The 23,961-nt window shown below is 71.7% G+C and carries 20 protein-coding genes and 1 riboswitch; of the genes, 11 read left to right on the top strand and 9 right to left on the bottom strand.

Annotation, left to right across the window (positions count from 1 at the left end; translation table 11 throughout):
• Positions 1 to 14 precede the first annotated feature (14 nt).
• Entirely contained in the window at positions 15 to 1,460 is a 1,446-nt protein-coding gene (locus OHT77_RS18435) for an MFS transporter (RefSeq protein ID WP_328829584.1), read from the bottom strand.
• Positions 1,461 to 1,553: 93 nt separating this feature from the next.
• On the opposite strand from OHT77_RS18435, the gene OHT77_RS18430 reads away from it, so the two are divergent.
• On the top strand, positions 1,554 to 2,492 hold the full coding sequence (locus tag OHT77_RS18430; RefSeq protein WP_328829583.1) for a LysR family transcriptional regulator: 939 nt from the start codon (positions 1,554 to 1,556) through the stop codon (positions 2,490 to 2,492).
• On the opposite strand, the gene OHT77_RS18425 is transcribed toward OHT77_RS18430, so the two are convergent.
• A complete protein-coding gene (locus tag OHT77_RS18425; RefSeq protein ID WP_328829582.1) occupies positions 2,475 to 3,380 on the bottom strand; it encodes a bifunctional helix-turn-helix transcriptional regulator/GNAT family N-acetyltransferase in 906 nt (301 codons plus the stop codon). The genes OHT77_RS18430 and OHT77_RS18425 overlap by 18 nt on opposite strands.
• A 131-nt stretch (positions 3,381 to 3,511) precedes the next feature.
• On the opposite strand from OHT77_RS18425, the gene OHT77_RS18420 reads away from it, so the two are divergent.
• From OHT77_RS18420 to OHT77_RS18385, 8 genes are all read left to right on the top strand, one after another.
• Positions 3,512 to 5,323: a hypothetical protein gene (locus OHT77_RS18420; protein WP_328829581.1), complete on the top strand. Its 1,812-nt coding sequence runs from the start codon at positions 3,512 to 3,514 to the stop codon at positions 5,321 to 5,323.
• Positions 5,310 to 5,663 (top strand): hypothetical protein, encoded by a 354-nt coding sequence (locus tag OHT77_RS18415; RefSeq protein ID WP_328829580.1) that lies wholly within the window; start codon positions 5,310 to 5,312, stop codon positions 5,661 to 5,663. Before OHT77_RS18420 ends, OHT77_RS18415 begins: the two co-directional genes overlap by 14 nt.
• A gap of 1,012 nt (positions 5,664 to 6,675) precedes the next feature.
• Positions 6,676 to 7,359: a hypothetical protein gene (locus OHT77_RS18410; RefSeq protein ID WP_328829579.1), complete on the top strand. Its 684-nt coding sequence runs from the start codon at positions 6,676 to 6,678 to the stop codon at positions 7,357 to 7,359.
• A gap of 194 nt (positions 7,360 to 7,553) precedes the next feature.
• Complete coding sequence (locus OHT77_RS18405; RefSeq protein ID WP_328829578.1) at positions 7,554 to 9,080, top strand: aldehyde dehydrogenase family protein; 1,527 nt, start codon at positions 7,554 to 7,556, stop codon at positions 9,078 to 9,080.
• A 319-nt stretch (positions 9,081 to 9,399) separates the two neighbouring features.
• A complete protein-coding gene (locus OHT77_RS18400; protein ID WP_328829577.1) occupies positions 9,400 to 10,932 on the top strand; it encodes a GMC family oxidoreductase in 1,533 nt (510 codons plus the stop codon).
• Positions 10,933 to 11,066: 134 nt separating this feature from the next.
• Positions 11,067 to 12,089: a quaternary amine ABC transporter ATP-binding protein gene (locus OHT77_RS18395; RefSeq protein WP_402415371.1), complete on the top strand. Its 1,023-nt coding sequence runs from the start codon at positions 11,067 to 11,069 to the stop codon at positions 12,087 to 12,089.
• Positions 12,089 to 14,044: an ABC transporter permease gene (locus tag OHT77_RS18390; protein WP_328829574.1), complete on the top strand. Its 1,956-nt coding sequence runs from the start codon at positions 12,089 to 12,091 to the stop codon at positions 14,042 to 14,044. Before OHT77_RS18395 ends, OHT77_RS18390 begins: the two co-directional genes overlap by 1 nt.
• Before the next feature lies 1 nt (position 14,045).
• Entirely contained in the window at positions 14,046 to 15,002 is a 957-nt protein-coding gene (locus OHT77_RS18385) for an ABC transporter substrate-binding protein (RefSeq protein WP_328829572.1), read from the top strand.
• Between the two features lie 6 nt (positions 15,003 to 15,008).
• Here OHT77_RS18385 and OHT77_RS18380 read toward each other — a convergent pair whose 3' ends face one another.
• The 3 genes from OHT77_RS18380 to OHT77_RS18370 are packed head-to-tail and all read right to left on the bottom strand — an operon-like array spanning position 15,009 to position 16,671.
• Entirely contained in the window at positions 15,009 to 15,734 is a 726-nt protein-coding gene (locus tag OHT77_RS18380) for an isocitrate lyase/PEP mutase family protein (RefSeq protein ID WP_328829571.1), read from the bottom strand.
• Positions 15,731 to 16,177, bottom strand: a complete 447-nt coding sequence (locus tag OHT77_RS18375; RefSeq protein WP_328829570.1) for a carboxymuconolactone decarboxylase family protein — start codon at positions 16,175 to 16,177, stop codon at positions 15,731 to 15,733. The genes OHT77_RS18380 and OHT77_RS18375 overlap by 4 nt, the downstream gene beginning before the upstream one ends.
• A complete protein-coding gene (locus OHT77_RS18370) occupies positions 16,174 to 16,671 on the bottom strand; it encodes a carboxymuconolactone decarboxylase family protein (protein ID WP_328829569.1) in 498 nt (165 codons plus the stop codon). Before OHT77_RS18370 ends, OHT77_RS18375 begins: the two co-directional genes overlap by 4 nt.
• A 47-nt stretch (positions 16,672 to 16,718) precedes the next feature.
• Between OHT77_RS18370 and pdxR the strand changes: the two genes are divergently transcribed.
• Positions 16,719 to 18,104: a MocR-like pyridoxine biosynthesis transcription factor PdxR gene (gene pdxR, locus OHT77_RS18365; protein WP_328829568.1), complete on the top strand. Its 1,386-nt coding sequence runs from the start codon at positions 16,719 to 16,721 to the stop codon at positions 18,102 to 18,104.
• A 203-nt stretch (positions 18,105 to 18,307) separates the two neighbouring features.
• Here pdxR and OHT77_RS18360 read toward each other — a convergent pair whose 3' ends face one another.
• Both OHT77_RS18360 and rocD read right to left on the bottom strand, forming a co-directional pair.
• Positions 18,308 to 19,159: a hypothetical protein gene (locus tag OHT77_RS18360; RefSeq protein ID WP_328834273.1), complete on the bottom strand. Its 852-nt coding sequence runs from the start codon at positions 19,157 to 19,159 to the stop codon at positions 18,308 to 18,310.
• Positions 19,160 to 19,319: 160 nt separating this feature from the next.
• Positions 19,320 to 20,573, bottom strand: a complete 1,254-nt coding sequence (gene rocD, locus OHT77_RS18355; protein WP_443048214.1) for an ornithine--oxo-acid transaminase — start codon at positions 20,571 to 20,573, stop codon at positions 19,320 to 19,322.
• Between the two features lie 44 nt (positions 20,574 to 20,617).
• A riboswitch (ZMP/ZTP riboswitch) is annotated at positions 20,618 to 20,707 on the top strand.
• A 31-nt stretch (positions 20,708 to 20,738) separates the two neighbouring features.
• On the opposite strand from rocD, the gene OHT77_RS18350 reads away from it, so the two are divergent.
• On the top strand, positions 20,739 to 22,193 hold the full coding sequence (locus tag OHT77_RS18350; protein ID WP_328829566.1) for a glycine hydroxymethyltransferase: 1,455 nt from the start codon (positions 20,739 to 20,741) through the stop codon (positions 22,191 to 22,193).
• 45 nt (positions 22,194 to 22,238) lie between these two features.
• On the opposite strand, the gene OHT77_RS18345 is transcribed toward OHT77_RS18350, so the two are convergent.
• Together OHT77_RS18345 and OHT77_RS18340 are read right to left on the bottom strand one after the other, a co-directional pair.
• Positions 22,239 to 22,871, bottom strand: a complete 633-nt coding sequence (locus tag OHT77_RS18345; protein WP_328834272.1) for a hypothetical protein — start codon at positions 22,869 to 22,871, stop codon at positions 22,239 to 22,241.
• 170 nt (positions 22,872 to 23,041) lie between these two features.
• Positions 23,042 to 23,779 (bottom strand): hypothetical protein, encoded by a 738-nt coding sequence (locus tag OHT77_RS18340; RefSeq protein WP_328829564.1) that lies wholly within the window; start codon positions 23,777 to 23,779, stop codon positions 23,042 to 23,044.
• Positions 23,780 to 23,961: the final 182 nt, after the last annotated feature.

The raw sequence follows: 23,961 nt of genomic DNA, 5'->3' as shown, positions 1-23,961 counted from the left end.
GGGGGAGTTGACGATCAGGACTGGCCGGCTGGACGCGATAGTACGCGTTCCTCCTCGGACGCGATAGTACGTGTGACCGGCGGGCGGGTGCGGTGGCCGACGACCACGACCGCCGTGGCGGCCAGGACGATCACGGCGACCGTGCGCAGCGCAGGGCCCATGCCGTGGCCGAGATCCGGATGGGCGGCCAGGATCGTGCCGGTCACCGCCACGCCCAGCGCCGCGCCGAGTTCACGCGCCGAGGTGCCGAGACCCGAGCCGAGGCCCGTCTGGTGCGGCGGCAGCGAGCTGACGACCCCGACCGTGAGCGCGGGCATGGAGAGCCCGGTCCCCGCCGAGATCACGAGCAGCCAGCAGGCGTACGTCCAGTACGGGGTGCCCGCGTCGGCGGTGGACGCGCCCAGCAGGCCCAGGCCGATCAGGGCGAGCCCGGTGCCGATGACCGCGCGGGGGCGGTGCGACCAGCGGACGGCGAGCTTCGGGACCAGCGCCATGCCGATCGTCAGCGGCACGATCGCGAGACCGGTGACGGCGGCGCCGTAGCCCTTGATGCCTTGCAGGTACTGGGAGTTGACGTAGAAGAGGGAGAACAGGCCGAAGAAGCCGGTGGCCGTGCCGAGGGTGGCCGCGCGCAGGGTGGGGGAGGCGAAGACGCGCGGGTCCAGGAGCGGTGCGGGGGAGCGGAGGGCGTGCCGGGTGAACGCCGCGACGAGGACGGCGGCCGCCGCGAAGGCCGTGACGATGCGCGGGGAGGTCCAGCCGTAGGCCGGGCCCTCGATGATGCCGAAGAGCAGCGCGACCAGGCCGGTGGTCAGCAGGACGGTACCGGCGGGGTCGAGGTTGCTGCGCGCCGAGCGGGCCGTACGGGGTGTGGTGAGGGTGACCGCGAGGGCCAGCAGGGCGGCCAGCGGGACCATTGCCCCGAACAGGGCACGCCAGGACAGGAATTGCCCCACCAGGCCGCCACCGAGGTTCCCGGCGAGTCCGCCGAGGCCGAGCGCGAGGGTCCAGGACGCCAGCGCGCGGGAACGGTGTTCCGGCGCGGAGAGGTGGACCAGGATCGACATCGTCGCGGGCGTGATCAGGGCCGCGCCCGCGCCGGACAGGCCGCGGCCCGCGATCAGCGTCGCCGGGTTCTGCGCGAGCGCGCTGGTGGCGGCGCCCGCCGCGAACAGGGCGAGCCCCGCGAGCAGCGCGCCCTTGCGGCCGTGCCGGTCGCCGAGCGCGCCGGCCGGGATGAGGAGCCCCGCGAAGACGATGACGTACGCGTCGACCATCCACAGCAGCTCGGTGTGCGAGGGATGCAGGGAGGACGAACTCAGCTGCGGGATCAGGAGGTTGATGGCGGCGACCATGCTCTGCGCGACGAGGACGCAGGCGCAGAGGGTGAGGAGGGTGGAGCGCTTGAGGATGCGGTCGGGAGCGGGCTCGGGGATCGGTGTCTGGGCAGGTGAGGGCACGGCTCCTCCAGGGAGTCCGGTGTGGTGGTGGGTGCCCTGTCACCGTAGGCTCGGGGGTGACCTGCTTTCCAGTGCAACCTTTGCAGGGGGCGAATGCGTGTGACGCAATCCGGAAGTGCCGGAGGGCTGGACCTCAATCTGCTGGTCGCCCTCGACGTGCTGCTGGAGGAACAGAGCGTGCAGGGCGCCGCGCACCGGCTGCATCTCTCCGAACCCGCGATGAGCCGCACGCTGGGCCGCATCCGCAAGGCGCTCGGCGACCCCGTGCTGGTGCGCGCCGGGCGGAAGATGGTGCCCACCCCCCGCGCGCTGGCCGTGCGCGCCGAGGTGAGCGCGGTGGTGGAGCGGGCGCGGGCCCTGTTCGCGCCGGGCCGGGACACCGACCTCAGGACCGTCAGCCGCACCCTCACGATCATCGGCCACGACTCCTTCCCCGCCCTCTACGGCGCCCGGCTGCTCGCCCGCGCCGCCGCCGAGGCGCCCGGCATCCGCGTCCGGTTCCTCGCCGAGAGCCATGTGGACACGCCGTATCTGCGGCAGGGCACCGCCGACCTGGAGGTCGGGGTGGTCGACTCGACGGCGCCCGAGGTGCATGTCGAGATGCTGCACGAGGACCGGATGGTCGGCGTGGTGCGGGCCGGACACCCTTTGCTGGAGGGGGAGTTGACGCCCGAGCGGTTCGCCGGGGACGCCGACCACCTGATCGTCTCGCGGCGCGGCAAACTGCACGGCCCCATCGACACCAGCCTGGCCGAACTGGGCCTGAAACGCCGGGTGGTGGGGACCGTCGGCACCTTCCCGGCCTCGCTCTTCGTGCTGCGCGACACGGACCTGGTCGGCCTGATCAGCCTCTGGAGCGTGTCCATCGCCCACTCCCTGGGCCTCGTCACCTTCGACGTGCCGCTCCGACTCCCCGTCCTGGAGGTCGGGTTGGCCTGGCACCCGCGCCACGACGCCGACCCGGCCCACGCCTGGCTGCGCACCTGCGTGCGGGAGCTGCTGGCGGCGGAGTGGTCAGCGCGCCCCGGTTAGCCGCTTCTCGAACCAGTGGTCCGCGTAGACGTGGTCGACGTAGGCCGGGATCTCCGCGTACCCGCACGCCCGGTACATCGCCTGCGCCTCCGTGAGCGCCGCGTGCGTGTCCAGCCGTACGACGGTGAACCCGTGCTCCACGGCGGCCTGTTCGAGTTCCGCGAGGATGCGGCGGGCGAGGCCGAGGCGGCGGGCGTCGGGGTGCACCCAGACGTGCCGGATCTCGCCGGTGCCCGGCTCCAGGGTGCGCAGCGCCCCGCAGGCCACCGGGCGCCCCTCCTCGTACGCGACGAAGAACGCGCCCGCGTCCCCCGTCACCTCCTCCGGCCGTACGAGGTCGGTCTTGTCGAAGCCCTCCGGGAAGCGGGCGTCGATGTCGGCGGCGTAGGCGTCGAGGCAGGCGCGGGCGTCCTCGGCGGCGCCGTCGACCAGGGCGACCGTGATGCCGGCCAGCCGGAGGAGGCGTTGCGTGGTCGCCAACGCGCTTGACAGTTCGGCGCGTTGGGGCGGCGAGAGGGTGGTGAGGAGACCGGCCGCGAGCGCGTCGGCGCGGCGCTGCTGCTCCTCGACCTCCACGCGGCCCGCTTCGGTCAGCTCGACCAGGCGCAGCCGGGTGTCGTGCGGGGGCACGGTCAGCCGGACCAGGCCCTGCGCCTCCAGGGACTTCGCCATCCGGCTCAAGTACCCGGCGTCCAGGGCGAGTCGGCCGCGCAGCTCACGCAGCGAGATCCCGGCGCCGATCTCGAACAGCAGCCGGGCCTCGCCGAGCGGGCGGTCCTGACCGAGGTAGTGGTCGTCGAGGGCGCCGATGCGGCGGGTGAAGTAGCGGTTGAAGCGGCGGAAGGACGCGACGTCCTCCGCCGACACCGGTTCTGTGACGGGCCTCATATTTCTTTGACTTTAGTCAAAGGATTAATTGGCGTCCACCGTCGCGCAGCGCGGGTCTATGCTGACTCTCTGTCAGTAACTGCTGGGGCGTGGGTGTTCAGCAGGTCGTTTCCGCGCATCGGGGGAGTCGCGTGAGTACCGCTTTCGTGCCGCAACAACCACAGCCGCAGCCGCCGCCCCCCGTCCCGCCGCACGCCAGCGAGGCCAGCCGGCTGCTGTGCGCGGGCACCTATCTGGACCCCGGCTACCGCGACCGCGTCATCGACGAGCTGCATCTCAACGAGCAGCGCATCGTGGCCCCTTCACTCGGATTCGACGCGGCCCGCGTCCTCGCGCACGCGGTGCGGGCCCGCCGCCAGGAGCTGCAGTGGGCCGGGGCGATCCTCGGCCTGTGGGTGGTGGGCTCGCTGCTCAGCGCCGGACTGCTGGCCCTGTTCCTGTTCCCCAGCCTCTACCTCGCGGTCGGCGGCTGGATCAGGGGCCGCGCCGCGCATCCGCCGCTGTACCGGCTGATCGCCGCGTTCCTGCTCCGCTGGTGGGGCCGGTTCATGTTCGCGTTCCTGCTGTTCTTCACGGTGGTGATCGCCTTCGGCGGCGGCTCGGACGACTCCTCGTCGTCCTACGGCTCCACCTCCGGGTCCTACGGGTCGTACGGGTCCTACGACTCGTACGGCTCCTCGGGCTCCACCAGCGCCACCGATCTCCTGGTCCCCAGCACCGACGACTTCGACAGCCTGATCAAGCCCTGGCAGGCCTGGCTCACGCTCGCCCTGTTCGCGCTGATCGCGTACTGCCTGGCGGCCCAACGCGGCCAGTTCGCCCGGGTGTTGGCCGCCGAACTGTCTCCGCAGCGCTTCCCGGACGCCGCGAACGACCCCGCCGAGCAGGGCGAGGGCCAGCGCTTCCAGCGGCTCAGGAACCGGGTCCGGATCGAGCAGCACGCGCCGCTGGTCATGTACCACGAGTCCCGCCCGTTCTGCGGGGCCGGCGAGTCGTACGAGACCTGGGTGCTCGCCGCCGAACTCCGGCCCGACCCGGAGAAGCAACAACGGCCGATCAGCAACCGCACGGTCCTGGAGACGATCCGCCCCCTGCTCGCCCAGCTCCGGCTGCCCGCCGACCACGCCGTCCACCTCGGCCGTGACCGGCTGCGCTGGCTGGAGATCGACGAGTGCGTGTTCCTGCCCGCGGAGGGGCTGCTGCGGCGCGACGAGGCGCCGTACTACCCGCAGGCCTTCGAGGAGCACCGGGCGCGCGCGGTCGAGGAGGGGGCCGAGAAGCGGCGGCACTTCCTGCGTATCCGCGTCGGCGGCTGGGAGGAGGAGCTGGTCGTCACGGTGTTCGTGCGCGTCCACACGCAGGGTCGCATGCTCACGCTGGAGATCGCCCCGCACGTCCTGCTGCCGATCCGCGAGGACTTCAAGAACGCGGACCGTACGGCCCACCGCTTCCGCCACAACAACGCCTTCGGCAAGGCGGCTTGGGCCGTCGCCCGGGTGCCCCGCTCCGCTGTCGGCTCCCTCGTCGTGCTCGGCCGGGGCGTGCTGTACGCCTGGCGGCTGCTGACCGGGGGCTACGCGGGCGCGCTGCCCGACGGACCGGCCCTGTCCGTACGGGAGTTGGGGTCGGCGCCGGCCGGGTCCACGTTCCAGGAGATGGACGTGCGGCGGTATCTGCGCAATGTTCAGGACCGGGTCGCCCACGGGGTGACGAACGCGCTCGCCGAATCGGGGTACCTGACAGGCGAGTTCGTCCAGAAGATCACCAACGTCAGCAACAACACGGTGCACGCGGACAGGGTGGAGGGGAGCACGTTCGTGGTCGGCGACCACGGGTCGGCGTCCTCCACGCGCACGACGAATGCGACCAACTCCACGAACTCGACGAACTCGACGAACTCCACGAACTCCACGAGGGGGCCTTCGACCAATGGCAACGGATGAGCCGAACGTCAGCTTCGGGGACGTCTCCCACAGCACCTTCGCCGTGGGCAGCCACGCGCAGGCCGTCAGCCACCACGGCGTGGCCCCGGGGCGCGACCAGGCGTCCGAGGAACTCCTCAAGGCCGTACGGGAGTTGCGTGCCGATCTCACCCGGGTGCGAGGCACGGACCAGACGGCGGTACTGGACGCCGCGCTCGCCGACACGGAGGACGAGATCACCCGCACGGGGCAGGCGGCCCCGACACGTCGAGAGCGTCTGCGCGAACTGCTGTCCGACTCCCAGGCCCTGCTGAGCGTCCTCGCGTCGGCGGGGGCCGTGGCAGGGCTGGTGGGACTGTGAGCCGGGCGGGGAGAGGGATGCGATGAGTGGGGGAGCGGGTTGGGGGTCTGGCTCGGGATCGGGCTCGGGGTCAGGGTCGGACTGGTGGTCGGGCTCGGGGTCCGGTTCGGGGTCGGGCTCGGGGCCGCGGTACTGGAACGAGGAGACCCAGCGCTGGGAGGACGGTGACGGGTCGGGGGCGGGGCGGGGGGCCGGGGCGGAGTCGGAATCGGGGTCGGGGTCGGGGTCGGAGTCGCCGGATTCCGGGGCGGAGACGGAGTCGGGGCCGGGTCCGGGGTCGGAGTCGGGCTGGGGTCCGGGTTCCAGGCCGGGGTCGGGCTGGGGTCCGGGTTCCGGGTCTGAGTCGGATCCGGGCTCCGATTCCGCATCGGGGACGGAGTCGGGTCCGGGGTCCGGTTGGGAGCCGGGTTCGCGTTCGGGTGCAGAGCCGGGTTGGGGTCCGAGTTCAGGGCAGGGCTGGGGCTCAGGTTCGGAGCCGGGTTGGGGTTCGGGTTCCGGCTCGGGGTCGGGGTCGGGTCCGGGGTCCGGTTCGGGTTCGGGGGCGGAGTCGGAGTCGGAGTCAGGTTCGCGTCCGGGGTCCGGTTCGGGGTCGGGGCCGGGTTGGGGTCCGAGTTCAGGGCAGGGCTGGGGTTCAGGGTCGGGGTCGGTTCCGGGTTGGGGTTCGGGTCCGGGTTCCGGTTCAGGGTCGGACCCGGGTTGGGGTCCGGGCTCGGGCTCGGGGTCGGGGTCGGGTGCAGATTCGGGCTCGGGGTCGGGTTCCGGGGCGGGTTCGGGGGATGTGGACCCGGAGGCGCCGACCGCTTCGGTCGCTCCGCCTCCCGACTGGCACTCCGTCCTGCCTCCGGTCGCTCCGCCTCCGGACTGGCACTCGGTTCAGCCTTCGGGTCCGCCTTCGCCCCTGCCTCCGTCCAACCTGCCTCCGTCCTCCCTGCCCCCGACCACCCTTTCGTCGGGGTTGCCACCAGCCCCGTCGCAGGCCCGTCCCGCGTACAGTCGGCGGCTCGTCTGGTCCGTGGTTGTGGGGGCCGCCGCGGTCGGGGTCGCCGTAAGCCTGGTGCTGACCTTCGTGGTCGACCGGGGTGATGACGACGCGAAGGGCGGGGGCGGTCACACGGTCGCCGCTTCCTCGTCGACACCGGGCGCCTCGCAGTCCACGGACGTGTCCCCGTCGCCGTCTCCCTCGCCGTCCGCCTCCACCCCCCAACTCCCGCCCGGCTACCGCTCGTTCGACGACCCCGAGGGCTTCCGGATCGCCTACCCGGACGGCTGGACCCGCTCCACGGTGGCGTCGACGTACGGCATCGACGTGGTCAACTACCGCAGCGGGGACGGCGAACACCGGCTGCAGGTGTACCAGGTCGCCGAGCCCACCCCCGCCGCGTCGTTCGAGCTGTACCTCTCCGACCAGACGCCCAAGCCGGCCGGGTTCCGCAAGCTGGGCCTGCAGACCCTCGACGACGGCAGCTTCACGGGGACCCGGCTGGAATACACGGCCGACTCCCTCAAGGGCGAGCCCGACATCGGTACCTGGCATGTCTACGACGAACGGTTCGTCGCGTCCGACGGCGCGATCTACGCCATCGCCGCCTACGGCCCCGACGCGGACGGTCACGCCGACGAGCTGGAACTGCTCGCCACCGCCGTGACCTGGTTCTGCCCGCAGGCCGGTACCTGCGACGACGCCTCCGCCGACTGATTCAGCTGCCTCAGCCTGATACAGATGCTCCGGCCTACGTTTCGCACCTTATGTCCGCATGTTCAGTGACGCGGCCCACTTTCCACCAGGGATTGCGCATGCATACGGACGTCCCGGGCAGGCGCTCGCAGTCCCCGAGAGTGACAGTTAGGTGACGTTGGGGCACTGAACAGGAACGGAAGGCAATACCGATCATGGCCGACAACACGGAACAGCAGGTGGGGAAGACCATTCACGCGGGCGGGGAGTGGCTCGAAGCGGTCTCCGGCGCCACGCGCGAGATCATCGACCCCGCGGACGCGCTGCCGTTCGCCGTGGTCGCGGAGGGCGACGAGAAGGACACGGACATAGCCGTCGCCGCCGCCCGTGCCGCCTTCGACGGCGGTCAGGGCGCCTGGCCGCTCACCCCCGTCACCGAGCGTGCCGCCCTGCTGCGCCGCGTCGCCGACCTCCTCGTGCGCGACCGCGAACAGCTCGGCCTGCTGGAGAGCCGGGACGCGGGCAAGACCGTGGAGGAGGGCCGGGTCGACATCGACTGTGTCGCCGACGCCTTCCGCTACTTCGCCGACCTCGTCACCGGCGAGGCCCCCGGCCGGGTCGTCGACGCGGGCACCCCCGAGGTGCACAGCGTCGTCGTGCACGAGCCCGTCGGTGTCTGCGCGCTGATCACCCCCTGGAACTACCCGCTGCTCCAGGCGAGTTGGAAGATCGCGCCCGCCCTCGCGGCCGGCAACACCTTCGTCGTCAAGCCCAGCGAGATCACCCCGCTGACGACGATCGCCCTCATCGACCTGCTCGTCGAGGCCGGTCTGCCCGCCGGTGTCGCCAACATCGTCACCGGCCCCGGCCACACGGTCGGCGCCCGCCTCGCCGAGCACCCCGACGTCGACCTCGTCTCCTTCACCGGCGGCCTCGTCAGCGGCACGAAGGTCGCCCAGGCCGCCGCCGTGACCGTGAAGAAGGTCGCCCTCGAACTCGGCGGCAAGAACCCCAACGTCGTCTTCGCCGACGCCTGCGCCACCGAAGAGGGCTTCGACACGGCCGTCGACCAGGCCCTCAACGCGGCCTTCATCCACAGCGGCCAGGTCTGCTCCGCGGGTGCCCGCCTCATCGTCGAGGAAACCGTCCGCGAGCGCTTCGTCGCGGAACTCGCCCGCCGCGCCGAGAAGATCCGCCTCGGCCGCGGCACCGAGGACGGCGTCGAGTGCGGTCCGCTGGTCTCCGAGCAGCAGCGCGCCAAGACCGAGTCGTACGTCGTCGCCGCCCTCGCCGAGGGCGCGGTGCTGCGCTCCGGCGGCAAGCGCCCCGAGCCGACCGCGTCCCGGCCCGCCACTGGCTACTTCTACGAGCCGACCGTGCTCGATCAGTGCCACCGCGAGATGACCGTCGTACGCGAAGAGGTCTTCGGGCCGGTCCTCACCGTCGAGACCTTCCGCACCGAGGACGAGGCCGTCGCGCTCGCCAACGACACCGAGTACGGCCTCGCGGGCGCCGTCTGGACCGCCGACGCGGGTCGGGCGCGCCGCGTCGCCGGACGGCTGCGGCACGGCACCGTCTGGATCAACGACTTCCACCCCTACCTTCCGCAGGCGGAGTGGGGCGGCTTCGGAAAGAGCGGCGTGGGCAGGGAGTTGGGCCCCACCGGACTCGCCGAGTACCGCGAGACCAAGCACGTGTACCAAAACCTGGCGCCGACACCGGTCCGCTGGTTCGCAGGCTGATCCCATCGACCTACCGACCTCGCTACCCCAGCCCACCTAGCTGGTTCGCGGGCGATCCTGTCGACTCCCTGACCCCGCCAACCCCCGCCCACCTGGCAGTTTCGCGGGCTGATCCCGTCGACTCCCTGACCCCGCCAACCCCTGCCCACCTGGCTGTTTCGCGGGCTGATCCCGTCAACTCACCGACCCCGCTACCCCCAGCCCACCTAGGGGCGCGGGGAACTGCGCGACCAGCCACAACGCACCCGCACCAGTACTCGCACCCGCACCCGCCCCCGCACCCGCCCCCGAAGAGACCACCTCTACCCGGAGTTGCTCCATGCCTGAGACCCCTCACCTATACGACTACGTCGTCATCGGCGGCGGAACGGCCGGCTCCGTCATCGCCTCCCGCCTCACCGAGAACCCCGACGTCACCGTCGCTGTCATCGAAGGCGGCCCCAGCGACGTCGGCCGCGAGGACGTACTGACCCTGCGCCGCTGGATGGGCCTCCTCGGCGGCGAGCTGGACTACGACTACCCGACCACCGAGCAGCCGCGCGGCAACTCGCACATCCGGCACAGCCGCGCCCGCGTCCTCGGCGGCTGCTCCTCGCACAACACCCTGATCGCCTTCAAGCCGCTGCCGTCCGACTGGGACGAGTGGGAGGCGGCCGGGGCGAAGGGCTGGGGCGCGATATCGATGGAGGCGTACTACGCGCGCCTCCTCAACAACATCGTCCCGGTCGACGAGAAGGACCGGAACGCCATCGCCCGCGACTTCGTCGACGCGGCCCAGGAGGCGCTCGACGTCCCGCGCGTCGAGGGCTTCAACAAGGCCCCGTTCACGGACGGCGTCGGCTTCTTCGACCTCGCCTACCACCCGGAGAACAACAAGCGGTCCAGCGCGTCCGTCGCGTATCTGCACCCGGTGATGGACGAGCGCCCCAACCTCACCCTCTTCCTCGAGACGTGGGCCCACCGCCTGGAGCTGGACGGCACCCGCGCGGAAGGCGTCCACGTCCGCACCAAGGACGGCGAGGAGATCCTCGTCCGCGCCCGCCGCGAAGTCGTCCTGTGCGCCGGCGCCGTCGACTCCCCGCGCCTGCTGCTGCACTCGGGCATCGGCCCCCGCGCGGACCTCGAAGCGCTCGGCATCCACGTCGCCGTGGACCTCCCGGGCGTCGGCGAGAACCTCCTCGACCACCCCGAGTCGGTCATCGTCTGGGAGACCAACGGGCCGATCCCGGAGAACTCCGCGATGGACTCCGACGCGGGCCTGTTCGTCCGGCGCGACCCCCAACACCCGGGCCCCGACCTGATGTTCCACTTCTACCAGGTGCCCTTCACCGACAACCCCGAGCGCCTCGGCTACGAACGCCCCGAGTTCGGCGTCTCCATGACCCCGAACATCCCCAAGCCGAAGAGCCGCGGCCGTCTGTACCTGGAGAGCGCCGACCCGGCCGTCAAACCCGCCCTGGACTTCCGGTACTTCACCGACGAGGACGACTACGACGGCCGCACCCTCGTCGACGGCATCCGCATCGCCCGCGAGATCGCGAAGACCGAACCCCTCGCCGGCTGGCTCAAGCGCGAGGTGTGCCCCGGCCCGGAGATCCTCGGCGACGCCGAGCTGAGCGAGTACGCCCGCAAGGTCGCCCACACCGTCTACCACCCGGCCGGCACCTGTCGCATGGGCGCCGACGCCGACGAACTCGCCGTAGTAGACCCGGAGTTGCGTGTGCGCGGCCTGGACGGTCTCCGGATCGCCGACGCCTCCGTCTTCCCGACCATGCCCGCCGTGAACCCGATGATCGGGGTGCTCATGGTCGGCGAGAGGGCCGTCGACCTGATCGGAGGTGGTGCGCGATGAGTACCGTCAGCACACCCAACGGCCTTGACGAGTCCGGCAGTTCCGCGAACACGGGAGCCGCCGGCAGCTCCGCGAGTACGGATGCCGTCGGTGGTTCCGCGGGTACAGGTACGGCCGGTGACCCCGTGTTCTCGGTGGACGGCCTCTGGAAGGTCTTCGGCCCGAAGGCCGACGAGGTCCCCGCCGACCCCGAACTCACCTCCCTCGACGCCGCCGCCCTGCGCGCCCGCACCGGCTGCACCGCCGCCGTCCGCGACGTCTCCTTCGACGTCCGCAAGGGCGAGGTCTTCGTGGTGATGGGCCTCTCCGGCTCCGGCAAGTCCACCCTGGTCCGCTGCCTCACCCGCCTCATCGAACCCACCGCCGGCACCATCGCCATCGACGGCGAGGACGTCCGCGCCATGGACCGGTCCCGGCTGCGCGAACTCCGCCGCCACCGTGCCGCGATGGTCTTCCAGCACTTCGGCCTCCTCCCGCACCGCACGGTCCTCGACAACGTCGCCTACGGCCTGGAGATCCAGGGCGTCTCCAAGGCCGAGCGCCGCCGCCGCGCCGCCGAGGTCGTCACCAAGGTCGGCCTGGAAGGCATGGAGCAGCGCCGCCCCGGCCAGCTCTCCGGCGGCCAGCGCCAACGCGTCGGCCTCGCCCGCGCGTTGGCGGTCGACCCCCAAGTCCTGCTGTTCGACGAGCCGTTCAGCGCGCTCGACCCGCTGATCCGGCGCGACATGCAGGAGGAGGTCGTCCGGCTGCACCAGGAAGAGGGCCGCACGATGGTCTTCATCACCCACGACCTGAACGAGGCGCTCAAGCTCGGCGACCGCATCGCCCTGATGCGCGACGGCCGCATCGTCCAGCTCGGCACCCCCGAGGAGATCGTCGGCTCACCCGCCGACGACTACGTCCGCGAGTTCGTCCGCGACGTCCCGCGCGCGGACGTCATGACCGTCCGCACGGCCATGCGCCCGGGAGACTGCGGAGGCCAGGAGCACCCCGGCGCGCTCGCGGCCGACGCGGTCGTCGCCGAGGCGATCAAGGTCGTGTCCCGGAGCGGGAAGCCCGCCTGTGTCGTCGAGAACGGCCGCTGCCTCGGCGTGGTCGACCAGGCACGGCTGCTGGACGTCGTGGCAGGGGCGGAGCTCCACAAGGAGGCGGTCTGATGGCAACGGTCACCGCACCCGCCCCGCGCCCGGCCCTCCCCGGCATCCTCCGGCACCGGGCCGCGCACAAACTCCTGCTGCTCGCGCTCGCCGCCGCGATCCTCGTGCCGCTCGCCAACGCGTACTGGTCCAGCGGCAGTTGGCCGAACGCTCTCACCGTCGACCTGTCCGGTCCGCTGGGCCGGGCCAACGACTGGATCATCGACAACCGCGACAGCTCCCCGCTGTTCCTCTACTTCTTCGGCTACATCAGCAATGCCGTCGTCCTCTCCGTACGCGCCGTCTACCTCGTCCTGCTCGCCGCGGGCTGGGCCGGCGTCACCGCGTTCGGCGCGCTCGTCGCCTGGCGGGTCGCGGGCGTACGGCTCGCGATCGGCACCGGCGTCGCCTTCCTCGTCTGCGGACTGCTCGGCATGTGGGTGCCGACCATGCAGACCCTCGCGCTGATGGTGGTCGCCGTCCTCACCTCGGTCGTCGTGGGCGCCCTGCTCGGCCTGGCCGGCGGCCTCTCCGAACGCACGGACCGCGCACTGCGCCCGGTCCTGGACACCATGCAGGTGCTCCCCGCCTTCGCCTACCTCCTCCCCGTCGTCCTCGTCTTCGGCATCGGCGTCCCCGCCGCCGTCCTCGCCACGGTCGTCTACGCCGCCCCGCCCATGGCCCGCCTCACCGCGCTCGGCCTGCGCAACGCCGACCCGGAGGTCCTCGAAGCCGTCGAGTCCCTGGGCGCCACCGGCCGCCAACGCCTGCTGACCGCGCGGCTCCCGCTGGCCCGCAAGCAGCTCCTCCTCGGCCTCAACCAGACGATCATGATGGCCCTCTCCATGGCCGTCATCGCCTCCGTCATCGGCGCCGGAGGCCTCGGCGACCGCGTCTACCAGGCCCTCGCCTCCGTCGACGTCGGTGCCGCCCTCGCCGCCGGCATCCCGATCGTGCTCCTCGCCGTCGTCCTCGACCGCGTCACCGCGGCCGCCGGTGAGCAGACCGACGCGTCCGCGGCCGAACCGGGCTCGAACCTCCGCCCCTGGCTCTACGCCCTCGGCGCCACCGTCGCCGTAGCCGTGGTCGCCCGGCTGGCCGGCGCCCTGGACTGGCCCTCCGGCTGGACCCTCGGCATCGCCGAACCGGTGAACCGCGTCGTCGACTGGATGACCGCCCACCTCTACTCCGGCGTCCCCTACCTCGGCGGCACCGCAGACTGGGCCGGCCACTTCACCACCTGGGTCCTGGACCCCGTACGCGACGGCCTGCAGTGGCTGCCGTGGTGGTCGGTGCTGCTGATCGTCGCCGCCCTCGCCTGGGTGATCGGCACCTGGCGCACCGCGCTCACCGCCGTCCTCGCCATGGCCGCGATCGGCGTGCTCGGCATGTGGAAGCCGTCCCTCGACACCCTGTCGCAGGTGCTCGCCGCCGTGGCCGTCACCCTCGTCCTCGGCTTCGCGACCGGCATCGCCGCCGCCCGCAGCGACCGCTTCGAACGCGCCCTGCGCCCCGTCCTCGACGTCTGCCAGACCATGCCGCAGTTCGTCTACCTGATCCCGGTCGTCGCCCTCTTCGGCGTCGGCCGCGCCCCCGCCGTCGCGGCGGCCGTCGTCTACGCGCTGCCCGCCGTCGTCCGCATCACCGCACAGGGCCTGCGCCAGGTCGACCCGGCCGCCCTGGAGTCGGCCCGCTCGCTCGGCGCGACCAGCGCCCAGCAGCTGCGGCAGATCCAACTCCCGCTCGCCCGCCCGGCGTTGCTCCTCGCCGTCAACCAGGGCGTGGTCCTGGTCCTCGCCGTCGTCATCATCGGCGGCCTGGTCGGCGGCGGCGCCCTCGGCTACGACGCCGTGTTCGGCCTGGCCCAAGGCGACCTGGCGACCGGCCTGGTCGCCGGTGCCGCGATCGTCTGCCTCGGCCTGATGCTCGACCGGGTGACCCAACCGACCGAACGCCGCACCAAGAAGGGAGCGTGACATGCGAACCCGTACGGCTTACTCAGTGGCCGCGGTGACGTCCCTCGCCCTGCTCTCGGGCTGCGGCGCCGCCGACATGACCAAGCAGGCCTCGCCCTTCGCCAACGCGCAGGGCGCCAAGACCGTGACCCTCTCCGTCCAGTCCTGGGTGGGCGCACAGGCCAACGTGGCGGTCGCGCAGTACCTGCTGGAGCACAAGCTCGGCTACCGCGTCGACACCGTCCAGGTCGACGAGGTCCCCGCCTGGGACGCGCTCAGCCAGGGCCGGGTCGACGCGATCATGGAGGACTGGGGCCACCCCGACCAGGAGAAGCGCTACGTCGACGACAAGAAGACGATCACGCGCGCGGGCGGCCTCGGCGTCACCGGGCACATCGGCTGGTACGTCCCGACCTACCTGGTCAAGCAGCACCCGGACATCACCGACTGGAAGAACCTCAACAAGTACTCCTCGCTGTTCCGCACCGCCGAGAGCGGCAGCAAGGGTCAGTTGATGGACGGCTCGCCCTCCTACGTCACCAACGACAAGGCCCTGGTGACGAATCTGAAGCTGAACTACCAGGTGGTCTTCGCCGGTTCGGAGGCCGCGCAGATCACCCAGATGAAGCAGTTCGCCAAGGAGAAGAAGCCCTTCCTCACCTACTGGTACGCCCCCCAGTGGCTGTTCAAGAAGGTCCCCATGACGGAGGTCAAGCTCCCCGCCTACAAGGAGGGTTGTGACGCCGACGCCGCCAAGGTCGCCTGCGCCTACCCCCACACCCCGCTGCAGAAGTACCTCAACACGGACTTCGCCAAGAAGGGCGGCAAGGCGTCGGCCTTCCTGAAGAAGTTCACGTGGACGACCGAGGACCAGAACGAGGTCTCCCTGATGATCGCCGACCAGAAACTCTCCCCGGCCTACGCCGCGAAGAAGTGGGTGGACGACCACCCCGCCACCTGGAAGGCCTGGCTGTCCTGACCCCGCTCACCGCTTCAGCTCTACGGCCCTCTCCTCGAGCGCGAGTGCCGTCCAGCGCTGGAGCCCCGGCCCGAACGTGATGCGCGTGGCCCCGAGTTCACCGAGTGCGGTGGGCGAGGGGCCCTCGCCGTCCAGCCGGCCCAGCACGTTGACCGGACCCTGGATACCCGACCGCAGCAACGGCAGCACCTCCGCCGGAGCCATGATCGGATAGACGCAGTCGGCACCCGCCGCGACATACAACGCGGCCCGCTCGATGGCCCGTTCGGGATCACCGTCACCGTGCAGGAAGACGTCGACCCGCGCGTTGACGAACAACCGGTCCGCCGCCACCGACCGCACCTCCGCCAGCCACTCCGCGTGCCGCCGCGGGTCCTTGAGCACCCCGTCCTCGGAGTCCTCGAGGTTGCAGCCGACCGCCCCCGCCTCCAACAGCCGCTCCACCAGCTCCTTCGGCGCGAGCCCGTATCCACCCTCGACATCGGCGGACACCGGCACGTCCACGGCCCGCACGATCCGCGCGACCGCCGCGAACATCTCGTCCGCCGGCGTCGCCCCGTCCTCGTACCCCAGCGAGGCCGCGACCCCGGCACTGGGCGTCGCGAGCGCCGGGAACCCGGCCGCCACCAACGCCCGTGCACTTGCCGCGTCCCAGGGGCCGGGCAGCACCAGCGGATCACCGGGCTGCCGCCGCCGATGCAGACTCCGGAACAGCTCGACCTTGCCACTCACGGCTGATAACCCCCAGGTTCGATACGGCGGCTGACCATCACCCGGTTCCAGTTGTTGATGGCGGTGATCAGCCCGATGAGATGAGCGAGTTGACGGTCGTCGAAGTGCGCGGCGGCGCTCGCGTACACCGCGTCCGGCACGAACCCCTCCGTCAGCACCGTGACCGCCTCGGTCAGCGCGAGCGCGGCCCGCTCTCGCTCGTCGAAGACGTCCTCGGCCTCCTCCCAGGCGGCCAGCAGATCCAACTGCCGCTCACTCACCCCGAGTTCACGCGCCACCCGCAGGTGCATGTCCAGGCAGAACGCGCAGTGGTTGAGCTGCGAGGCACGGATCACGACGAGTTCGGCGAGCGCGGGATCGCCCAGCCCCCTCTTCGCGGCGGCGCTGACCGAGGACAGCGCCCGCCCGACCTCACGGTCCAACAGCCGCGTCCGCTCCGTCACTTGTACTGTCCCGCCTTGTAGTGCCCCGGCACCATCCGCGTGCTCACACCGAACCGGTTCCACGCGTTGATCACCGTGATCGCGGCGATCAGCTGCGCCAGCTCGGCCTCCTCGAAGTGCTCGGCCGCCCGCTCGTACACCTCGTCCGGCACAAACCCGTCCGTGAGCACGGTGACCGCCTCGGTCAGCTCGATCGCCGCCAGCTCCTTCTCGGTGTAGAAGTGCCGCGACTCCTCCCACGCGCCGAGCTGGATGATCCGCTCCACGCTCTCGCCCGCCGCGAGCGCGTCCTTGGTGTGCATGTCGAGGCAGAACGCGCAGTGGTTCAGCTGCGAGGCGCGGATCTTCACCAGCTCCAGCAGCGTCGGGTCGAGCCCCTTCCGGGCGGCGGCGTCGAGCCGGACCATCGCCTTGTAGACCTCGGGGGCGAGCTGGGCCCAGTCCAGACGGGGGCTGTGTTCGGGGGCGTAAGGAGCTTCGTGTGCTGTGGTCATGTCTACGACCCTAGGAGCAAGGCAGCCCAGGAGTATGGTCCATTTCCATGGTGAAATCTTGGGCCAATCTGGGCGTCGACCTCCATGTCGAACCGACCGGCACCGGCGTCCGCCGCGGCCTCACCGACGCCCTGCGCGACGCCGTCCGCACCGGCCGCCTCGCCCCCGGCACCCGGCTGCCGTCCTCCCGCACCCTCGCCGCCGACCTGGGCATCGCCCGCAACACCGTCGCCGACGCCTACGCCGACCTCGTCGCCGAGGGCTGGCTCACCGCCCGCCAGGGCTCCGGCACCCGTGTCGCCGAACGAGCCGTCGTCCCGCCCGCCGACACCACCCCGCCCCGCCGCCTCCACGGCCGCCCCACCTACGACCTCGTCCCCGGCACCCCCGACCTCGCCGCCTTCCCCCGCACCGAGTGGCTCAAGGCCGCCCGCCGCGCCTTCACCGCCGCTCCCTACCAGGCCCTCGGCTACGGCGACCCCCGCGGCCGCGTCGAACTCCGCACCGCCCTCGCCGCCTACCTCTCCCGCGTCCGCGGCGTCCGCGCCGACCCCGAGCACATCCTGATCAGCGCGGGCATCTCCAGCGGCCTGAGACTGATCGCCGCGGTGCTGCGCGCCCGCGGCGCCCAGGACATCGCCGTCGAGTCCTACGGCCTGACCGCGCACTGGCAGATCCTGGACGAGGCCGGCCTGCGCACCCGCCCGCTCCCCTTCGACGAACTGGGCACCGACCCGGGCCGGCTGACGGACGAGTCGGCCGTCCTCCTCACCCCCGCCCACCAGTTCCCCATGGGCCTCCCCCTCCGCCACGAGCGCCGCTCCGCCGTCGTCGACTGGGCCCGCCGCACCGGCGGCCTGGTCCTGGAGGACGACTACGACGGCGAGTTCCGCTACGACCGCCAGCCGATCGGCGCCCTCCAGGGCCTCGACCCGGACCAGGTCGTCTACCTCGGCACCGCCAGCAAGTCCCTCGCTCCCGGCCTCCGACTGGCCTGGATGGTCCTGCCCCCGTCCCTGGTGGAGGAGGTAGCGAAAGCCAAGGGCGGCATCGACACCTGCGGCGTCCTGGACCAGCTGACCCTCGCCGAGTTCATCACCTCCGGCGCCTACGACCGCCACGTCCGCTCCGCCCGCCTGCGCTACCGCCGCCGCCGCGACACCCTGGTCGACGCCCTCGCCCAGCACGCCCCCGACGTTCACGTCACCGGCATCGCCGCCGGCTTCCACGCCGTCCTCAGCCTCCCACCCGGCACCGAACAGTCCGTGGTCCAAGCCGCCGCCTGGCAGGGCCTGGCCCTTCACACCCTGTCCTTCTACCGCCACGAACACGCCCTGGCCGACCCCCTGGACGCCCTGGTCGTGGGCTACGGCACCCCACCGGACCACGCGTGGACGGGAGCGCTGGAGGCGCTGTGCCGGGTGTTGCCGTGAGGGGGTGCCTTTCATTTGGGGGACGGCGCCCCTCACACGCAGGCCGCTATCCCTCAGCCCGTTCGCCGTTTCAACACAGGCCGGCACAACTCAGCCCGTTCGCCGTCTCAACACAGGCCGGTACAACTCAGCCCGTCCGGCGTTTGAGGACGAGGCCCTTTCGGGGCCGAAGGGGGGTCTGGGGGCGCAGCCCCCAGGGACGCTCACCCCAACTCACCCGCACCGTCAACCGCCTCACCGCCGGAGGCAGGCGCCTCGCCGAACCGCGCCAGCGCCAACGCCCCCGCCACCGCGACCAGGAACCCCAACACCGCCAGCCACTCCAACCCGTCCCGCGTCCGGTCCCCGAGCCACACCACCCCCACCGCCGCCGGGCCCAGCGTCTCCCCGATCACCAGCCCCGCCGTGGCCGTCGTGACAGACCCCCGCTGCAGAGCCGTCGTCAACAGCAGAAACGCCGCACCCCCACCGACCAGCAGCGCATACGTCGCCGGATTGGTCAGCAACGTCGCCGGCTCGAGCGAGTCGATCAACCGCACCGCCACCTCGACCACCCCGAACCCGAACCCGGCCCCCAACCCGAGCGTCAACGCCCGCCCCCGCTCCGGCAGTCGCCCACCGATCAACCCGAGCAACAGCACTGCCACCGCCGTCGCCAACATCGCCCACTTCAACGCCATGGACCCGTCCCGGTGCCCCTCCGCCCCGGACGCCAGCCCCAGCATCGCCAGCCCCGCGCACACCACACCCACGGCCGCCCACTCGACCCCGCTGAGCCGAACTCCCAGCAACCGGGCGGCCACCACCGCCGTCACCGCGAGGCTCGACGCCAGCGCCGCGCCGACCGCGTAGATGGGCAGCGACCGCAGCGCGACGATCTGGAACACGAACCCCAGCCCGTCCAGCCCCAGCCCCGCCAGATACCGCCACTGCCGCAGCGCCCGCAGCAGCAGCGCCGCGTCCCCGCCCCCACCCGTCGAGGCCGCCCGCGCGGCGACCGCCTGCAACACCGTCGCCGTACCGAAGCAGACCGCCGCGCCGAGCGCGCACACCATTCCAAAGAGCACAAAGTGACTCTAGGGGAGCGGAGATCGCAACGGTCTCTCAGGCGAGCCCTCTCACCGAACTCCCGGAACCGGGAGGCGACCTCCCGGAACTCGATGGCCTTCTCCAGGAACTCCGGGGGGTCTTCTCCAGGAACTCCGGGGGTGGCGGCTAGACCCCCAACACCGCGCGCAGCTGGGCCAGTCCCCAGTCCAGATCCTCCCGGCTGATCATCAGCGGCGGCGCGATCCGGATCGTCGACCCGTGGGTGTCCTTCACCAGAACGCCCCGGTCCATCAACCTCTCCGAGATCTCCCGCCCCGTCCCGACCGCCGGAGCGATGTCGACCCCCGCCCACAACCCCCGCCCGCGCACCGCCGTCACCCGGCCCGTACCGGTCAACTCCCGCAATTCCCTGAGCAGATGCTCCCCGAGCTCAGTGGCCCGCGCCTGGTACTCGCCCGACCGCAGCATCGCGATCACCTCCAGCGCCACCGCACACGCCAGCGGATTCCCGCCGAACGTCGACCCGTGCTCCCCGGGCCGGAACACGCCCAGCACCTCCGCACTCGACACCACCGCCGACACCGGCACCACCCCGCCGCCCAGCGCCTTGCCGAGCACGTACATGTCGGGCACCACCCCCTCGTGCTCGCACGCGAACGTCCGCCCCGTCCGCCCCAGCCCCGACTGGATCTCGTCGGCGACGAAGAGCACGTTCCGCTCGCGCGTCAACTCCCGCACCCCCGCCAGATATCCGGCGGGCGGCACCACCACCCCCGCCTCCCCCTGGATCGGCTCCAACAGCACGGCGACCGTGTTCTCACTGATCGCCGCCCGCATCGCGGTGAGATCGCCGTACGGCACGATCTCGAAGCCCGGCGTGTACGGCCCGAAGTCAGCTCGCGCCTCCAGGTCGGTCGAGAAGCTGACGATCGTCGTCGTACGGCCGTGGAAGTTGTTGCCCGCCACCACGATCTTCGCCCGCCCGGCAGGCACCCCCTTGACCTGAGACCCCCACTTCCGGGCCGTCTTCAGCGCGGTCTCCACCGCCTCCGCGCCCGTGTTCATCGGCAGCACGAGCTCCATGCCGCACAGCTCTGCCAACTCCTCACAGAACGCGCCGAACCGGTCGTGGTGGAACGCCCGCGACGTCAGCGTCACCCGCTCCAACTGCGCCTTCGCCGCCGCGATCAGCCGCGGGTTGCCGTGCCCGAAGTTCAGCGCCGAGTACCCGGCCAGCAGATCGAGGTACCGCCGCCCCTCCACGTCCGTCATCCACGCACCCTCAGCGGTGGCGACCATCAACGGCAGCGGGTGGTAGTTGTGCGCGGTGTGCGCCTCGGCGGCGGCGATGAGTGCTTCCGTACTGGTCACGGCGTCTCCAGGGGGTGAGAGTGACCCCTTTCTTATCCCCGCCCGCATGGTGGACGCAGGAGCCGCACCGTCGGGCACGCCCGGTAGGCTGACCGGCGGGCCGTGACTGGCGCGCTGGGATGGGACCGACCATCGGGGAGCGGCCCGAGCTGGAATGTGTGCCGTGCGCCTGGGCCGTACCGTGAACGCCGAACGCCACGTCCGGAGGTCCCCATGCCCGACAATTCCGTGCCTCTCTCCAACGAGTCCACCGCCTTCCGCGCCGCCCTCGACGTGATCCGCGCCGTCGAGCCGCGCGTCGCCGACGCCATCGGCCAGGAAGTCGCCGACCAGCGCGAGATGCTCAAGCTCATCGCCTCCGAGAACTACGCCTCCCCGGCCACCCTCCTGGCCATGGGCAACTGGTTCAGCGACAAGTACGCCGAGGGCACCATCGGCCGCCGCTTCTACGCCGGCTGCCGCAACGTGGACACCGTCGAGGCACTCGCCGCCGAGCACGCCCGCGAACTCTTCGGTGCCCGTCACGCCTACGTCCAGCCGCACTCCGGCATCGACGCCAACCTCGTCGCCTTCTGGTCCGTCCTCGCCGCCCGGGTCGAGGCCCCCGCCCTCGCCAAGGCCGGGGTCCGTCAGGTCAACGACCTCTCTGACGCCGACTGGGCCGAACTCCGTCAGGCCTTCGGCAACCAGCGCATGCTCGGCATGTCCCTGGACGCCGGCGGCCACCTCACCCACGGCTTCCGCCCGAACATCTCCGGCAAGATGTTCGACCAGCGCTCCTACGGCACCGACCCCGTCACCGGCCTCATCGACTACGACGCCCTGCGCGCCTCCGCCCGCGAGTTCAAGCCGCTGATCATCGTCGGCGGCTACTCCGCCTACCCGCGTCTCGTGAACTTCCGCATCATGCGCGAGATCGCCGACGAGGTCGGGGCGACCCTGATGGTGGACATGGCGCACTTCGCCGGCCTGGTCGCGGGCAAGGTGCTGACCGGCGACTTCGACCCGGTCCCGCACGCACAGATCGTCACCACCACCACCCACAAGTCGCTGCGCGGCCCGCGCGGCGGCATGGTCCTGTGCGACGACTCCCTCAAGGACCAGGTCGACCGCGGCTGCCCGATGGTCCTCGGCGGCCCGCTCGCGCACGTGATGGGCGCGAAGGCCGTCGCCCTCGCCGAGGCCCGGCAGCCCTCCTTCCAGGACTACGCCCAGCGCATCGTCGACAACTCCCGCGCGCTGGCCGACGGTCTGATGCGCCGCGGCGCCACCCTCGTCACCGGCGGCACCGACAACCACCTCAACCTGATCGACGTCGCCTCCTCCTACGGCCTCACCGGCCGCCAGGCCGAGGCCGCCCTGCTCGACTCGGGCATCGTCACCAACCGCAACGCCATCCCCGCCGACCCCAACGGCGCCTGGTACACCTCGGGCATCCGCATCGGCACGCCCGCCCTGACCACCCGCGGTCTGGGCACCGCCGAGATGGACGAGGTCGCCGGTCTCATCGACCGCGTCCTCACCACCACGGAGCCCGGCACCACCAGCAAGGGCGCGCCGTCCAAGGCGCAGCACATCCTCGACCCGAAGGTCGCGGACGAGATCTCCCACCGCGCCACCGACCTCGTCGCCGGCTTCCCGCTCTACCCGGAGATCGACCTCGGCTGACGGCTGACCAACGCCCTCTGTTGAGTTGTCAAAGATCGGCGACTCTCACAGATCGATGAGTTCCTGTCGTGGTTCCTCGCGCGGCGGTCCGGCCTCACGCCGGGCCGCCGCGCGGCGTATCAGCAGCGAGCCGCCCACCCCGAGGGCCACGCCCGCCGCCGCCCACCAGACGGCTCCGGCGGGCCCCGCCGATTCGGCGCCGTTCCCAACTTCCCTTCCCGCGCCGCCGACTTCACCGAGCGACCCCGCCCGCTCCCACTGAGCGAAGACCGGGCGCGGCGCCCGATGCCAGCGGATGTCGTCGTCCGCCACCTCCGGCGCCGGATCCGTCCGCACCCACGGAGTACCGTCCGAGGCCACGAACAACTGGTCCTCCCGCTCCACCGCCACATCACCACCCGGTGCCCGATTCGTGCTGGGCCAGCCCCCGACCCCGGTCAGCCCCCACACCACGGTGATCCGCACCGCCGGATACCGGCCCGCCTCCCACTCGTCCGACACCCGCTCCGTCCCCGCGTACGTCGGCTGCATCAACGCCCACAGACGAGCGAACGACGACTGCCCCGACCGCCACGTCTCCGTCCGCCCCGTGCCACCCGCCACGACCAGCGCCAGATCCGGGATGTCCCGGGCCGGGTCCTGCGCATGGTCCCGTGCCTGGACCTGCGCCCGGTTCATCTCGACGGCCTGGCCTTGAGCCACCCCCGCCAGGGTCATCAACACCGACCCCGCCACAACACCAACACCAAGACACAGGCCCCGAAACCTCGTTCGCCCCCACCCGCGTGCCATCCATCCCCCCTCCATCGCAGCTCGCCCCCTCTCCTCGCTCCTCGCGCCCTCCGTCCTCACACGTCCCGCAACTCCTGCCGAGGCCCCGGCTCCCGCCCCCTCCGCCACCGCCCCAACGGCAGCCGCGCGGCGAACGGCCGTAGCGCCAGGGCAAGTACCGCACCGGCCCCCGCACCCGGTATCGCCCACCACCAGTCGGTGCCGTCGCCCTTGTCCTGCGCCGCCACCCGCACAGTGGTGGTCGCCGTGTCGGTCTCAGGCGCGGCGGTGGCGGACCCGCCCGACTGCCACGGTGTCGGGAAGATGCCGGCATAGCCCTCGCCGGTGTACTTGCCCATCACGGCCAACTGCTTCAAGAGGGCGCGTAGTTGGGCGGGGTGTCCGGCCCGGTGCCAATAGCCGTTCAGGTTGGTGTTCGCCGACACGTCCGCCGCCGTGTGAATCCAGACCGCCTGCGGCTTGGACTCGACCGGGAAGACCCGGTCGATCCGCCAGGGAGATATGTCGTGCGCCAGCCACGTGACATTGATCTGACGGGCGTGGGCCAGATCGGCCTCGGGTGGCTTGTCGCGGGTGCCCTTGCCCTCCGGGCCGAGCAACTGCTGCAGTTCTCCGTACTGTTGGTCCGAGTAGTACAGCGCCTTGGCCTGGCCGCTCTCCGGTGAGGTCACGACCACGCTGGTCGGTCCGCCCGCCGCCGCGTCCGACGCGCCCCACACCATCAGGGCCAGCGTCACCGTCAACGCCCCGCCCAGCGCCGCGAGTTCACGAACCCCGCCCGCGCCCCTCCCCACTCGGCCCGCACTCCCACCCGTCCCGACCGCACTCCCGCCTCCGGACATCCGAACCTCCAACCAGCCGATCCCGTACGGCCCACCCGCGAGCCGCCTGTCACTTCTGGTACACCGCTCGAACCGCCGAGGTTCCCATCCCGCCCGCGTTGCTTGAACTCCCCGCATCACAGGCCCAGTTCGCG

It is taken from the genome of Streptomyces sp. NBC_00252 (assembly GCF_036187565.1).
Taxonomy (GTDB): Bacteria; Actinomycetota; Actinomycetes; order Streptomycetales; family Streptomycetaceae; genus Streptomyces.
This window is presented reverse-complemented; position numbering and strand designations above follow the sequence as displayed.